This window comes from Pedobacter steynii (assembly GCF_001721645.1).
GTDB lineage: Bacteria > Bacteroidota > Bacteroidia > Sphingobacteriales > Sphingobacteriaceae > Pedobacter > Pedobacter steynii_A.
In genome coordinates, this window is sequence record NZ_CP017141.1 from 228,880 (window position 1) to 242,768 (window position 13,889).

The window sequence follows — 13,889 nt, forward strand, 5'->3', positions numbered from 1 at the left end:
TATGAAGCATTCCGAATCACTAAGCGAAGTAAACCAAAGTGTAGACACCAGCAAACGTACCGGCTGGCGTCGTATTTTATCTTTTATCGGCCCGGCTTATCTGGTCAGCGTGGGCTATATGGACCCAGGAAACTGGGCAACTGACATTGCAGGGGGAAGCAAATTTGGCTACCAGCTGATCTGGATCCTGCTGATGTCTAACCTCATTGCCTTGTTGTTACAATCGCTGAGCGCGAGACTAGGCATCGTTCGCGGTCTGGATCTGGCACAAGCCTCGAGAAATGCCTATCCGAAATGGATCAACATCCCCTTATTCGGCCTTGCTCAGACCGCCATTATCGCCTGCGACCTGGCAGAAATCATTGGTATGGCCATCGGTCTGCAGCTGCTATTCGGACTTCCCCTGATATGGGGGATCAGTGTCACTATCTTTGACACGGTTTTATTGCTGTTTCTGCTCAATAAAGGAATGAGAAAGATGGAAGCTTTCATTGTTTCCATGGTATTTATTGTTGGCCTTTCCTTTTTAGTAGAGATGTTCATTGTAGAACCCTCGTTAAAAGATATCGTGAAAGGCTTCGAGCCTTCTATGCTATCCGGGGATGCGTTATACATTGCTATCGGTATTATTGGTGCTACGGTAATGCCACACAACCTGTACCTTCATTCCTCACTCGTACAAACCCGAAAGTTTGAACGGGATCAGAAGGGAATCAAAGAAGCCATTAAGTTTAACTTTATTGATACTGCGGTTGCCCTGAATCTTGCATTTTTTGTCAATGCAGCGATCTTAATTCTAGCCGCAGCGGCATTTTATAAGAATGGATTACATGAAGTGGCGGAGATTCAGGATGCCCATAAGTTGTTGCAAAACATCTTTGGTAACGTAGCTCCTGCCCTCTTTGCCATTGCATTGATTGCTGCCGGACAAAGTTCTACAGTTACCGGAACCCTTGCCGGACAGATCGTAATGGAAGGCCACCTGAAACTGAGGATACAGCCCTGGTTGCGTCGGCTGATTACCCGTTTGCTGGCCATCATCCCTGCTTTTTTTACCATTATGTGGTTTGGCGAAAGTGCACTGGGGGGATTGTTAATTCTGAGCCAGGTAGTGTTGAGTTTACAACTGGGATTTGCAGTAATTCCCCTGATCCATTTTACCTCTGATAAGAAAACCATGAAAGGTTTTGCGATCAAGCCCTGGGTAAAAGTACTGGCCTGGGTGAGTTCGCTGATGATCGTAGGACTGAATGTAAAGCTTGTGGTGGAAGAAATCACCGGATGGTCCAGTTCAGGAGGCTGGTATCTATACGTTATTATCATCCCGCTGGCCATTCTGATCGGATTGTTATTGCTTTACATTTTCATTTACCCATTTCTGAGTTCCAGAAAAGAGGAACACAATAATGTTCCGCATGGAGTTGCCCTGGATATTGAGAGTGTAGAAAAAATCAGCTATTCGCGTATTGGAATTACCGTAGATTTCTCCAAAAATGATAGAAATACCATTCGTCATGCGCTGCTTCAGGGTGGAAAACATGCCAATTACTACCTGATTCATGTGGTAGAAACTGCGGCAGCAAGGTATCATGGTAATTCTGTGCTTGACTATGAGACACAAAGCGATGCGGAGAACCTGGAAAAATACCGGACAAACCTGAAGGAACTGGGTTATCAGGCGACAGCCCATATTGGCTATGGAGGAACAGTCAATGCAATCGTAGAAATCAGTAAACAAAATAACCTGGAATTACTGGTTATGGGTGCCCATGGACATCAGGGTTTAAAAGACCTGATTTTGGGAACAACCGTCAATTCTGTCAGACATAAAGTAACTATTCCGGTATTAATTGTACGATAAAATCCAGAAATCAAATTTCTTTCGGATATTAGCGCTATTCTTATCAAACCTGAACAAATTAATGGAGTTCAGGTTTGATAAGGACTTTGAACCAATCATCCACAGCTGAATCAGCTGTATGCGTTTTCTGGCTTTTCAGATGATGGTTGAAGAAACAACAACAGATACAAATGAAGAACGATATTCAGATTAAAAATAAGAGAGCCTACTTTGATTACCATATAGTTGAGGAATTTAATGCAGGAATTGCCCTTTTGGGGACAGAGATCAAAGCCATCAGACAAGGTAAGGCCAATATGTCAGATGCATTTTGCATGTTCATAGGTGAGGTTCTTTACGTCAGAAATTTACACATTTCAGAATACAGCCACAGCTCTTTTCATCACCACGATATTAAACGCGATCGCGTTTTACTGCTCCATAAAAAAGAGTTGAAGAAACTGAAAGCAAAAAGTGAAGAAAAAGGATATACAATTGTTCCTTTAAGAATCTATACCAATGAAAGAGGTTTTGCCAAAATCCAGATCGCACTGGCCCAGGGTAAAAAAGAATTCGATAAAAGAGATAGTATAAAAGACAGGGAATCCAAAAGAGAAATGGATCGGGCAATGAAGTTTTAACTTACCAGGCCTGATCTCCTACCAAAGGAACGAAGCGGAAAGTATCGAGCTCTATACGCTCATAATCCGTTTCGCTTACCCTGATTACCGTCACCATTTTCTGAGAGTGTTCATCTCCGACCGGAATCACTAGAATGCCTCCTATTTTCAGTTGTTTTAACAGAATTTCAGGTACAAACGGCGCTCCGGCAGTGACAATAATTTTATGGTAAGGCGCATGCTCTGCAATGCCCTTAGAGCCATCTCCAAAGAAAAAATTGGCATTATAGCCCATTCCAGGCAAAACTCTGATGGTGTGTCTGTAAATACTTTCCTGACGTTCGATGGTATAAACATTCGCTCCCAATTCCATTAAAATGCAGGTTTGATACCCCGAACCTGTACCAATTTCCAATACCTTATCCCCCTTTTTAATGTGCAGCAATTCGCTTTGGTAGGCAACGGTATAAGGCTGTGAAATGGTTTGGCCATCTCCAATTGGAAAGGCAATGTCTTTATAGGCCTGGTTCCAGAAAGTCTCATCGAAGAAAAAATGACGCGGCACTTTACCGATAGCATTCAGCACATTCTGATCTGTGATCCCCCTGCTTTCGAGATGAGCAACTAATTTCTTTCTCGCTCCCCGCTCTCTGTAATTGTCTACAAACTTATACGCCATTAAGTCAAAAATAGGTTTTTGTAAGCTAATCCCGATACATAATCAAAGGTAAAATTCTAATCCTCACAGTATCAATCGCTATAAAACTAGTATGGATCCACATCTACCTGAACGATAGCACTTCTATAGTCTTTTTGGGATTGGAATTCCAGGATCACCTCCTTCAGTACAGATTTTACTTTTGTAATGGCTGTATTTTTATCACTCTTGATGATGATCTGTTTGATGTAATAATTCCGGATCCGGCCAACCATAGGCTGCTCCGGTCCCAACACCCGGTTTCCCAACTGTGTTCTCAATGCAGTAGCAAACTGCTGAGCAGCAACATTGAGCAGGTTCATATCTTTATGTTTAATATTGACAAAGATCATACGGGTAAATGGTGGGTAATGAAACTCCCTTCTTTCCCTGATTTCATCCGTATACATCTCCTGGTATTTATTTTCAATTACCTGTCCGATGATCCGGTGTTTATCGTCATAGGCCTGGATAACTACCTTTCCCTGCTTATCCCTCCGGCCAGCTCTGCCGGCTACCTGCGCCAGCAGCTGATAACTCCTCTCAAAAGCGCGGAAATCCGGATAATTTAAAAGGGTATCAGCGTTGATCACACCGATAAGGGTCACATTATCAAAATCCAACCCTTTTGCAACCATCTGCGTTCCGATCAGGATATCTGTCTTCTTCTCCTGGAAATCCGAAATAATCTGCTGCAGTCCATTTCTTGTTCTCGTGCTGTCTACATCTAAACGGGCAATTTTAGCATCCGGAAAAATCAGGCTCAGCTCCTCTTCCACCCGCTCTGTTCCAAAGCCTTTCTGTTCAATATGAACAGAACCACATGCCGGACAAATGTTAATGCTGTTCTGATGATAACCGCAATAATGACAATGCAGCTTTCCGCTTGTTTTATGGTAAGTAAGGCTCACATCACAGTTCACACATTTGGGTGCATAACCACAGGTGGCACAAATGAGAATGGTTGCATAACCCCTCCTGTTCTGAAATAAGATGACCTGCTCTTTGACTTGTAAGGTCGCCTCAATTTCATCAACCAGTTTATTGGAGAAATAAGAAACCATCTTTTTCTTTTTGGTTTCTTCTGCAATACTGATGACCTCCTGAACAGGAAGCTCAACCCCGCCAAACCTTTCAGTCATGGTCACCAATCCGTACTTCTGATGCAGGGCATTAAAATAACTTTCAATTGAAGGTGTGGCAGAACCCAGCACAACTTTCGCCTTATGTAACCAGGCGAGGTATACCGCTGCATCTCTGGCCTGGTAACGTGGTGCCGGCTCCTGTTGTTTATACGAAGATTCATGTTCCTCATCAACCACAATTAGTTTCAGATCCTGGAAAGGCAGAAAGACTGCCGACCGTGCACCCAAAACAATGCGGTATTTTCCATTCAGCACTTTATTCCAGATCTCTACCCTTTCATTGTTATTGAACTTAGAATGATACACACCAATCGCATCTCCGAAATAACGTTGGATACGCTCTACAATCTGTGTAGTCAGCGCAATCTCCGGCAACAGGAAAAGGACTTGTCCACCTTTTTCAATTGCTTTTTCAATCAGTTTTATATAAACCTGTGTTTTACCTGAAGCAGTTACCCCATGTAGTAAAACCACATCTTTCTGTTCGAATTCTGTCTCAATTTGTGTCAATGCACCGGCTTGTGTCTCGCTCAGTTCAAAGTTCAGCACGAAATCATCATCCTGCTCCTTCAACCTGCTCACCGGCTTCTTATCAATTACAAAAATCTCTTTCTCCACAAGTGTTTTAAGCGCAGCCTGACCACAATCACTTTCCTCCAGCAGTTGCTGCTTAGGAATTACACTTTGTTGCTTAGAAAGCTTTAAAAAGGTAAGCAAAGCATTCATCTGTTTAGGAGCCCGCTCTAATACCGAAAACAATTGTCTCAGGTTTTCTTCTTCGTGATAAAAAGCATGCAGGCTGACAAACGATTTCAGCAGCGGCTTATATTTCTCCACCACTTCCTCGGCGATGTAAACCATTTCCTTATCGAGCAGGGTATTGATGATCGGATAGACGGTCTTCTGCCCTAACAAAGCCGAAACCTGATCTATCGTCAGCCGGTTGTGAATTTTTAAAGCATTGATCAGCACTTCCTGTTTTGCAGTTAAGACTTCTCCATCCTGAGGAAACTCTTCTTTAAGGACGATGATGGTCTCGCTGGCCAGTTTTAAGCCCGCAGGTAAGGCGGCCGACATGACTTCGCCTTCATTACAAAGGTAATAGCCCGTCATCCAGTCCCAGAACTCCAGCTGAGAAGTGGTAATGACCGGATGTTCATCCACCACATCAATGATATATTTTGCCTGATACACCTCAGGGGCATTTTTACTGATGCTCTTGATTAAAGCGGTATAAATTTTGTTTTTCCCGAATTGTACCACGACACGTTTTCCAATGGCCACTTGCGCATTCAGGTCAAACGGAACCCGGTAAATGTAATTTTTGGCCAGGGATAATGGCAGGATGACTTCTATGAACAGGGTTTCCCGTTCTTCGAATTCCAATTGATCAGAATCCATCATTATTTACTTTTTGAAGCAGCCATAAATAAACTCAACCATCCCAGGATAAACAACAATCCACCTATTGGCGTTACCGGACCGATAAAACTGGCAAAACCAATATGGGTGATCTCTCTGGTTGCCAGCAAATAAAGGGAACCTGAAAACAGAATAATTCCAAAAGTAAAGAAACCATAGGCCAATTTGATCAGCTTTGGTTGGTTCAGGCTAAGTTGCGACAGGAACAATAAGGCAAAAGTATGATAGAACTGGTATTCCACACCTTTTGTCCAAATCTCTAAAGCAGCAGGGCTAACCTGACTTTTTAAACCATGGGCCCCAAAGGCACCCAGTACTACGGCGGTCAATCCAAATAAAGATGCGGTTAAAATAATACGTCTGCTCATCATAAAATCGGCTTTTTAATCCTCCAAAATTAAGAAACTTGACTGCATTTTCTTAGTAATCCCAACTTATTAAATTAAATTTGCAGGAACAACAAGGAAACCTGTGCCAGCTTATTGCTTACCATTCATCATTAAGCTAAATCAGGCTTCACAAGGGAAAAAAAATATCCGATTTGAAAAAGGTCCTTTTTACCATAATTGTACTCCTGACCGCTATTGTGGCCATGGCTTACCTGTATTTTTCAAAACTGAACACACAGCATGCCGAGTCTGACCTCAGCTTGTATGCCGCAGTGAACCAGTCGGGTTTCGTGTTTTCTTTTGAAAATGAAAAGAGCATCCTGGATATTTTCAAGGGACAGGAGAGTTTCGGGGAAATTATTGGAGAAGATAAAGCGAAACAAATGCAATCCCTGAAAACTTTTTTGCTCTCCTCTCCTGGAATCAATAAACTGATTCACAAACAAACCATATACATTGGTTTCTTTTCCGGAGAAAAAAAGGAAATCAATTATCTCCTGAGTACTCAAAGTGAAAATAAAGTCAGTACAACTCAGCTTTTTCAAGCCTTAAAATCCAGAAACATCCTGACAGAGCCCATTGACAATGCGACCAGGATTACGCTTCCAGACAGCACCGTGTTTTATCTGGGCGTAAAGGACCAGCTGATTCTCCTTTCCAATACCCTTCAGCCAGTTAAAGAAATATTATCGAAGACTTTTGATAAAAAAGACGACAGCTTTGTATCCTATATCAAGTCCGGCAGCAGGCTTTCCAAAAACAGCCTTGCCCAGCTTTACCTGAACTTTAACCGGATTCCGGCCTTACTAAAATCTATCGTACCCGGAAAATTAACCGGAGAACTGGCTGTCCTGGATCACCAGGATGCATTTGCCTTACTCAGCTATAATTACAGTAAGGAACGGGTCCTCTTTACAGGCACAACACATTTAAATGATCCGAACCACTATTATCAATTGTTCTCTCAAACACCTCCTCAAAAAATCACAATCAGCACGATTTTCCCCGAACAAACTGCTGATTACACCACTTATGCCGTAGACAGTTACGCCAACTGGAGAAAAGGACTGGACAGATGGTTCAGTTACCATAAAGAAGATAAAAAAAGAGCGAGGGTTATTGAAGAGGTAAACCTGAAATACCATTTAAACCTGGAAGAACTCTTCCCCCGTTATTTCAAAAACCAATTCTCAAATTTTCAATTGAATACCGGCGAAAAACTTGCCGCAATAAACCTGACAAATGGAGATAAACTCAATCAGTTACTCCTGGATTTAAGTGACAATTATTCGGATGAAATCAAGCATTTTAAAGAAGCAGACCTGTTATACCTCTACTTTGGATTGCCCTTCAAATCTTATCAAAAACCGTATTATGTTATCATAGACAATTATCTGGTTTTCTCTAATTATGCGGCCACTTTGCAGTTCTTCCTCGATCAGTATAGGGCAAACAAATTGCTGATCAATACACCTGGCTATACAAACACCAATAATCAGATTCCCAATAATTCCAATATCAGTTTTTACCTGGACCACCAGAACTCGATCCCACTCCTTCATAAAAACATCTCTTCTCCTTACCTGAAGCATTTCCAGTCAGAAAAAGGATTAAAAAAATATGAGTCCTTCGTATACCAGTTAAGTGGAGACCGCGGGACCTTTCAAAGTAATATTCTACTAAGCAAACCTCTGGTTATTGAAAAAGATTTTTAATATTTTCACCATAAATCATTAATAATCATCAAGTTTGTTAAGTAACGTTCGAAAATATGGTAAAAAGGGGACTAATCATCTGCATCTTACTTACAGCTACCCATTGTTTGAAAGCACAGCAATATGGCTTATTTAACACCAAAACGCTCTTTGACGGGTTTGAGAATCCCGCTCAAAAGACTTTTGTTCTGGATTCTTCCAGGAAATTCGCATCCAACTTTTTACTTCCTTACTTTGGAGTAAATGCGGCGAGTAAAGGCAATTCAGACTTCATCAGAAAGGCGATAAATGAAAATAAGACCGATCTTGATCTTTTACCGAAAGGTCAGAAAGGAAACAATACGGTTGCCCAGAATTCGAATGTATACCTCTTCAATCTTAAAATTTTCAATTCCTATAAATACCACAAGGAACTGGGCTTCTCCTGGCAACTCCGGACAGATGCACATGGGAATTATACCAACGAAACCCTGGACCTGCTGAATAACTACCAAAATCTGCTCACACAGCTGCCAGGTCCCGATGCCTTTGATAACGATGGTTATGCGCAGTCGTATCATCAATTCAGCGTCAGCTATCGGGAAAATTATACGAAAAGATTAGCTTTCGGGATTAAATTCAGCATCTTAAGCGGAACCAGTTACAACAAACTGAACATCACGGATTCTGAGCTTGCACAGACAGGAAGCGTCACAAATATTGCCTTCAGAGGACGTTACCTGGGTACTTTTATCAATAAAGATGAGGTCTCCTACAATACCTTTATGCCGAACTTTAGAAATCCGGGTGCATCCATCAGCCTTGGAACGTCCTACAATGCCAAAAGTGGAATCTTTATCATGGCTAATGTAAAAGACCTGGGCTTCATCCGCTGGAACAGCAAATCCTATTCAAAAAACATCAATGCCTCAATTCCTCTTACTTCGGCCTCAGGATCCAATAGTACGATAAAAAACATCATCAGAGACTCCATTACCTTAAACCCGGAAAGAAAAGGCTTCTATTCTTTAACCAATGCAAAGGTAGATTTTATGCTCTCCAGAAGTTTCGGTTTTTATACGCCTGGCCTGATCCTGTCTAAAAATCTATTTTATGAAGGTGGTGATGCTGCTTTTGTCAACAAATTCAGGTATGAAAACTTTTCGGTAACAGCAATCCCTACTTATAGCCTCGATAACCTGTTCTTCCTCGGGATGCAGGGAATGTATCAAACGCCTAATTTCGAAGTATTTATTGGTTCAGACAACCTGTTCAAGACAGTGAGTCAGGCAAAAGGATATTTCAACAAGGACGCCGGTACAGGCAAAGGATATAATGGCGCAGCGGTTTACTTGGGACTGGGAATCAAGTTTGGAAATTTCGTGGAACACCCGTTGAACAGCAGTACCATGCCTGGTGTCGGGGATGAATCCCCAAGCCTCTTCAAACGTTTTTTCAGTATCTTCTCTAAAAAAAGATAGCAGCTTTCAGGGATAAACTACTTTTTCTTAGGTGTAGTCAATACAAAATCCTTCAAATAAAAGGGTTCAAAATACGCAACATCTTCAAAATTACCAGCTTGAAAAGCTTTCAGAGCCAGACGGCTCATATTGGCTGCAGAGTTAAAATTTGATTCCGAAAAGCTGGCATGTTCATGATTCAGTACCTCGCGGCATTTTTCGGCCCCATCTCCTATGAAAGTAATGGTATGATCCGTCAATAAGCCTTCGAAGCTCTGCTCATCAATAATTTTTGCTTCTATGGGAGAAATATGCTTTAGCTGATCATCAAACACGGCAGTAAACACTTCCATTCTTCTGGCGTCAATCATGGAACAGATCAGCCCCTTGTTCTCCGGCTGTTGTGTTGCAAAACCTTCAGCCATCATCTGCAAGGTATCTATCGCAATCAGTGGCTTGTCTAAAGCAAAACAAAGCCCTTTAGCCGTAGAAACCCCAATTCTCAAACCCGTATAGGAACCCGGGCCCTTACTCACCGCAACAGCATCCAGTTCTTCATACTTTAAGCCTGCACTATCCATTACAGATTTAATGAATAAAGTCAGACTGCCTGCATGAATATTGCTGGCCATTTCTTCTTTCAAAGCAATGGTTTTCCCATCCTGTGAGATGGCAGCAGAACAAACTTGTGTGGCAGTTTCGATTTGGAGAATAGTGATCATCAGATAAAATTAAATACTTAGACTTAGGGAACAGGATCATGTCCATGTCTACCCCATGGGTGACAACTTCCGATCCGCTTCAAAGTTAACCATCCTCCTTTAAAAGGACCATGCTTTTTTATGGCTTCTATTCCATATTGAGAACAGGTGGGGGTAAAACGGCAATTGGCACCCAACAAAGGCGACAAAAGCAGCTGATAAGCTTTAATCAGCAGCAGAAAGAACCAGCTAATGCACTGCTTAACTACCCTGATCATTGTTGATGCTGCTAATCAGTCGTTTTAAAGCACTATCCATCTTTTTCTCCATGAATGAGAACTCGTAGATTTTCTTTCCGACAAACTGTAGAGAAAAAATAAGCAACTGTTCCTGCTCCTGCAATGCAGGATAAAGTCCGGTTTGTTTTTGCACGCGATAAACCTCACGGCTCCTTCTTTTGATCAGGTTCCTGTCTACCGCTTTTTTGAAGCGCTTCTTGGAAACATTGATCACTACCTGAGCAGGAAAGCGATGAGGTGTATCTACAAAAAGATAAGAAATGCGAAATGGATATAATAAAAAAGAAGAACCGTCTTTAAATAGCAGATCTAATAATTTTCTACTACATAACCGTTCTTCTTTATTAAATGTGTTCATGTTTTTGATCGCAAATTTGCAGATATTGTGATCTGCTAACACTTATTGTGCTGCAATCAAAAATTATGCTTTGTGACGACGTTCGTCTGAAACTGATAGTTTTCTTCTTCCTTTTGCACGACGAGAAGCTAATACTCTTCTACCGTTTGCTGTAGCCATTCTTTCGCGGAAGCCGTGTTTGTTTCTTCTCTTTCTTTGCGAAGGTTGGAATGTTCTTTTCATAACTGTATTATATCTTAGACTATTTTTTTAAATAAGAGGTGCAAATATAGCGTGATTTTTATTTAATTGCAAATAGAATTAAAGGTAGTTTTCTTTTTTCTTCAATTCTTACATGCCAAGCGCTGCTTTAAGCTTAATATAACCCGTTTTACTAACCGGTAGCCATATTTCAGATTTCAGCAATACAATATAACTATCTTTTTCTTTTAGCTCTATTTTTGTCACCTGGGCCAAATTTATGATATATGAACGATGAATGCGAATAAATTGAGAAGATTCTAAAGTCTGTTCAAAAAAACTCATCGTCTTATTTTTGTGAAAGATCCCTTCTGTAGTACTCAGTTTCACATAGTCGTCATCGGCCTCTAAATAATGAATGTCGGTCACCGCAATAATTTTAATCACCCCATTCTTCTTCACCACCACCCTATTGTTCTGTGCCGGATTAAGCGCAGCAGAATCCAGCAGTTCCTGTGTACTGCTATCCCCGTTATTGAGTCTGGCCGGCAATTTCTGTATGGCCTGATCAAACCTGCTTTTTTCTATGGGTTTCAGCAGATAATCTACTGCATTTACTTCAAAAGCTTTAATTGCATATTCATCAAAAGCTGTAGTAAAGATCACTGCCGGGTGTTTATCTACCAGCTCCAGCATTTCAAAGCCATTAATCTTAGGCATTTGAATGTCCAGAAATATAAAATCAGGCTGATGCTGCGTAATGGCCTTAATGCCTTCAAATCCGTCATTGCATTCTGCAACAATCTCAATATCTGGAAAACTGCTTAAATAATATTTTACCACATCCCGGGCAAGAGATTCATCATCTATTAGTATCGTTCTCATCATTGTTTCTGAGGTATTTTAAGCGTGGTTATAAACATATTTTCTTCCGTGGCCCTGGTTTGTAATAATTTCTCATCTCCAAACAACAAATATAACCTCCTTTTTATGGCGGTCAATCCAAATCCGGTTCCTCCGGTAGCTTTCATTTCCGGATCAAATGGATTTTGAACCGTCACTTCCAGCATGTTGTTCTCCACTGTTACCAGAATGGAAATGGTAATTGCAGCAGAGGTATTGTACAAACCGAATTTGATTGCATTCTCTACAATGGGTTGCAACAAAGTTCCCGGAAGGCATAAATTTAGAGTTTCTTCTTCAACTTTCGCATCAATATTTAAACGATGACTAAAGCGTACTTTTTCAATATCCAGGTATAGCTGGATGTACTCCATCTCCTCTCCTACATTTACCCAGATATCATCATCTCTTTTTAAGGTACCCCGCAGAAAGGAAGCCAGCTTCATGATCATTGTACCCGCTTCCTGAGGATTCATAATCGTCAGGGCATACACAGAATTCAGACTGTTAAAGAGGAAATGCGGCTGTAACTGATGCCTCAGTTTATTCAACTCAGCCTCTTTTGATAAGTTTTGCGCAGTTAACAAACGCTCCTGGGTAGCAGATTGCTCTTCCAGACGATACCATAAAATATTGGCCAGGGCGCACCAGGCTAAGAAAATGAAGACGATGATGAACCGCAGGATTAGTGACAACTGCAGGAAGCTTCTGTAAGTAGGCTCGTCTGCAAATAAATAGCTCAGTGCAACATTGCTGGTGAAGGTAATCAGACCTGCCAGCATTAAAGTAAGCACCAGTATAAAGAGAATGGTTTCGTTTTTTGGCTGATAATAGCCCAGCATATTACTCAATATCATACAGGCCATAGCAAGCAGGCTATTGGTGATCAGACTATCCGCAGCAGAGATGAACCAGTTAAAATTTAAGGTAAAATAAAAAAGCAGAATAAACACAGCAGCCCAGGCCATAAATATGGCCGTGGCAAATCGTTGAATATTCTTATTGGCAAGCGGTCTGTTGGTCAAAATAATTTTAATTAGGATTCTCTATGTATATACTTTGATGCAGAAACGCCTCCCGACGTTTCAGTTCATCTAAAAAAACAACCATATCTTTTGGCTCATGCAATACAGAGCCGACCTCAGAGCCATGTCCGGGAGGTTCTATCTCATACAAATCAGCGATACATATGAACTCCCACTTTACCAGTTCTCCATTACAATTGCGGAATGGACGGTGAAAGTTTTCAGATTGCCCTTCTCCTTTCTGAAGGGCATCCTGAGCATCTACAGCTTGAATCAGCCGCAATTGTTCATCAAACTGAGAGGCATAATTTCCATCTCCGCTGATGATCTGAAAAATATATCTTAGCACAAACCATTTCATCGGTATTCATTTTAAAAGTTCCGGATCTCTACCCCACCGAATAAAGCGATCCCTGTGATTTTAATAATTTTATCAGCCCCGTCGGATACAATTACCGGCCCTCTCTTATCCTCCATTCCACCAAAAACGGCCGTTACCTCTGATTTTACAATCCAGCTGGAGGGAATAATAATTTTGATTCCACCGAAAACAGCCACCACTTCTATCGCAATACTTCCTTCAAAATCAGCCTGGGTAAGGTTTAAGTTACAACCTCCAAAAACGGCAACGACTTCACCACCTTTAAAGTTCTTGGAATAGATATTATGATCAGCTCCCCCAAAAACACTTACTGCGTCTACAAGATCATTCTCATCTGTCCATTGCCCCTTTTTTGTTTCATCAGTTGCAGATGGAACATCTTCAGTTTCCGTAAAATCAAAGCTATTCCCGAAACTGGCGTGTTTTCTCTTCCACTTTTCATAATTAGACCCTTTTCCCTTAGGCTTCAGAATCAGGAACAGCCCCACGATTATGAATCCGAAAGCAAAAAAATACTTGGACAGGTCAAAATCCACCATATCCCTCATCGTAAAGTAACCACCTATCAATACCATGATCAGCCAGCCCGCGCCATCAAAATTCCGCTTATAACCAACCAACAGCCCGATCGCGATCAATAAAGTATGCCAGCTCAGTATCCAGTGAGGAATTTCAATACCCACATTTCTCAAAAGGAACACCAAACCAATCAGGAGGAGAATTAAACCACTCCATATTCTGTTGTTCTTACAATCTTTCCACTTTTCCATTTTC

The 13,889-nt window shown here is 41.3% G+C and carries 15 protein-coding genes; 4 read left to right on the forward strand and 11 right to left on the reverse strand.

Annotated elements, in window-relative coordinates:
• The first annotated feature begins 1 nt into the window (after position 1).
• Together BFS30_RS01005 and smpB are read left to right on the forward strand one after the other, a co-directional pair.
• Complete coding sequence (locus BFS30_RS01005) at positions 2–1,861, forward strand: Nramp family divalent metal transporter (RefSeq protein WP_069377569.1); 1,860 nt, start codon at positions 2–4, stop codon at positions 1,859–1,861.
• Between the two features lie 164 nt (positions 1,862–2,025).
• The gene (gene smpB / locus BFS30_RS01010; protein WP_069382221.1) at positions 2,026–2,481 is read left to right on the forward strand and encodes an SsrA-binding protein SmpB; all 456 of its coding nucleotides are present in this window, start codon (positions 2,026–2,028) and stop codon (positions 2,479–2,481) included.
• A 1-nt stretch (position 2,482) separates the two neighbouring features.
• Here the strand turns inward: smpB and BFS30_RS01015 are convergent, their stop codons facing one another.
• From BFS30_RS01015 to BFS30_RS01025, 3 genes are all read right to left on the reverse strand, one after another.
• Complete coding sequence (locus BFS30_RS01015; RefSeq protein WP_069377570.1) at positions 2,483–3,139, reverse strand: protein-L-isoaspartate(D-aspartate) O-methyltransferase; 657 nt, start codon at positions 3,137–3,139, stop codon at positions 2,483–2,485.
• An 86-nt stretch (positions 3,140–3,225) separates the two neighbouring features.
• The gene (gene priA / locus BFS30_RS01020; RefSeq protein WP_083252270.1) at positions 3,226–5,703 is read right to left on the reverse strand and encodes a replication restart helicase PriA; all 2,478 of its coding nucleotides are present in this window, start codon (positions 5,701–5,703) and stop codon (positions 3,226–3,228) included.
• A 2-nt stretch (positions 5,704–5,705) separates the two neighbouring features.
• Positions 5,706–6,095, reverse strand: a complete 390-nt coding sequence (locus BFS30_RS01025; RefSeq protein ID WP_335645350.1) for a DUF423 domain-containing protein — start codon at positions 6,093–6,095, stop codon at positions 5,706–5,708.
• Between the two features lie 170 nt (positions 6,096–6,265).
• On the opposite strand from BFS30_RS01025, the gene BFS30_RS01030 reads away from it, so the two are divergent.
• Both BFS30_RS01030 and BFS30_RS01035 read left to right on the forward strand, forming a co-directional pair.
• Positions 6,266–7,828: a hypothetical protein gene (locus BFS30_RS01030; protein ID WP_157262845.1), complete on the forward strand. Its 1,563-nt coding sequence runs from the start codon at positions 6,266–6,268 to the stop codon at positions 7,826–7,828.
• A gap of 56 nt (positions 7,829–7,884) precedes the next feature.
• Positions 7,885–9,288, forward strand: a complete 1,404-nt coding sequence (locus tag BFS30_RS01035; protein ID WP_069377574.1) for a DUF5723 family protein — start codon at positions 7,885–7,887, stop codon at positions 9,286–9,288.
• Between the two features lie 17 nt (positions 9,289–9,305).
• On the opposite strand, the gene tsaB is transcribed toward BFS30_RS01035, so the two are convergent.
• The 8 genes from tsaB to BFS30_RS01070 all read right to left on the reverse strand — a co-directional run bounded on the left by tsaB (position 9,306) and on the right by BFS30_RS01070 (position 13,885).
• Positions 9,306–9,989, reverse strand: coding sequence for a tRNA (adenosine(37)-N6)-threonylcarbamoyltransferase complex dimerization subunit type 1 TsaB (gene tsaB / locus BFS30_RS01040; RefSeq protein ID WP_069377575.1), 684 nt, complete (start codon positions 9,987–9,989; stop codon positions 9,306–9,308).
• A gap of 23 nt (positions 9,990–10,012) precedes the next feature.
• Positions 10,013–10,246: a membrane protein insertion efficiency factor YidD gene (gene yidD / locus BFS30_RS01045; RefSeq protein ID WP_069377576.1), complete on the reverse strand. Its 234-nt coding sequence runs from the start codon at positions 10,244–10,246 to the stop codon at positions 10,013–10,015.
• Positions 10,230–10,625 (reverse strand): ribonuclease P protein component, encoded by a 396-nt coding sequence (locus BFS30_RS01050; RefSeq protein WP_069382222.1) that lies wholly within the window; start codon positions 10,623–10,625, stop codon positions 10,230–10,232. The genes yidD and BFS30_RS01050 overlap by 17 nt, the downstream gene beginning before the upstream one ends.
• Before the next feature lie 63 nt (positions 10,626–10,688).
• Positions 10,689–10,847, reverse strand: a complete 159-nt coding sequence (rpmH, locus tag BFS30_RS27335) for a 50S ribosomal protein L34 (protein WP_083251894.1) — start codon at positions 10,845–10,847, stop codon at positions 10,689–10,691.
• Between the two features lie 108 nt (positions 10,848–10,955).
• Positions 10,956–11,693 carry a LytR/AlgR family response regulator transcription factor gene (locus BFS30_RS01055; RefSeq protein ID WP_069377577.1) on the reverse strand — a complete coding sequence of 246 codons (738 nt, stop codon included), beginning with the start codon at positions 11,691–11,693 and terminating at the stop codon, positions 10,956–10,958.
• Positions 11,690–12,733 carry a sensor histidine kinase gene (locus BFS30_RS01060; RefSeq protein ID WP_237028687.1) on the reverse strand — a complete coding sequence of 348 codons (1,044 nt, stop codon included), beginning with the start codon at positions 12,731–12,733 and terminating at the stop codon, positions 11,690–11,692. The genes BFS30_RS01055 and BFS30_RS01060 overlap by 4 nt, the downstream gene beginning before the upstream one ends.
• A 7-nt stretch (positions 12,734–12,740) precedes the next feature.
• Positions 12,741–13,094 carry a DUF4288 domain-containing protein gene (locus BFS30_RS01065; RefSeq protein WP_069377579.1) on the reverse strand — a complete coding sequence of 118 codons (354 nt, stop codon included), beginning with the start codon at positions 13,092–13,094 and terminating at the stop codon, positions 12,741–12,743.
• An 11-nt stretch (positions 13,095–13,105) separates the two neighbouring features.
• Positions 13,106–13,885, reverse strand: a complete 780-nt coding sequence (locus tag BFS30_RS01070; protein WP_069377580.1) for a LiaF transmembrane domain-containing protein — start codon at positions 13,883–13,885, stop codon at positions 13,106–13,108.
• Positions 13,886–13,889 lie beyond the last annotated feature (4 nt).

Bases quoted from the DNA above. Each gene is read 5' to 3' on its own strand.
- BFS30_RS01055 (WP_069377577.1), bottom strand. From the start codon at position 11,693: ATGATGAGAACGATACTAATAGATGATGAATCTCTTGCCCGGGATGTG.
- tsaB (WP_069377575.1), bottom strand. From the start codon at position 9,989: ATGATCACTATTCTCCAAATCGAAACTGCCACACAAGTTTGTTCTGCT.
- BFS30_RS01005 (WP_069377569.1), top strand. From the start codon at position 2: ATGAAGCATTCCGAATCACTAAGCGAAGTAAACCAAAGTGTAGACACC.
- BFS30_RS01015 (WP_069377570.1), bottom strand. From the start codon at position 3,139: ATGGCGTATAAGTTTGTAGACAATTACAGAGAGCGGGGAGCGAGAAAG.
- priA (WP_083252270.1), bottom strand. From the start codon at position 5,703: ATGGATTCTGATCAATTGGAATTCGAAGAACGGGAAACCCTGTTCATA.
- BFS30_RS01035 (WP_069377574.1), top strand. From the start codon at position 7,885: ATGGTAAAAAGGGGACTAATCATCTGCATCTTACTTACAGCTACCCAT.
- yidD (WP_069377576.1), bottom strand. From the start codon at position 10,246: ATGATCAGGGTAGTTAAGCAGTGCATTAGCTGGTTCTTTCTGCTGCTG.
- rpmH (WP_083251894.1), bottom strand. From the start codon at position 10,847: ATGAAAAGAACATTCCAACCTTCGCAAAGAAAGAGAAGAAACAAACAC.
- BFS30_RS01025 (WP_335645350.1), bottom strand. From the start codon at position 6,095: ATGATGAGCAGACGTATTATTTTAACCGCATCTTTATTTGGATTGACC.
- BFS30_RS01050 (WP_069382222.1), bottom strand. From the start codon at position 10,625: ATGAACACATTTAATAAAGAAGAACGGTTATGTAGTAGAAAATTATTA.
- BFS30_RS01065 (WP_069377579.1), bottom strand. From the start codon at position 13,094: ATGAAATGGTTTGTGCTAAGATATATTTTTCAGATCATCAGCGGAGAT.
- BFS30_RS01070 (WP_069377580.1), bottom strand. From the start codon at position 13,885: ATGGAAAAGTGGAAAGATTGTAAGAACAACAGAATATGGAGTGGTTTA.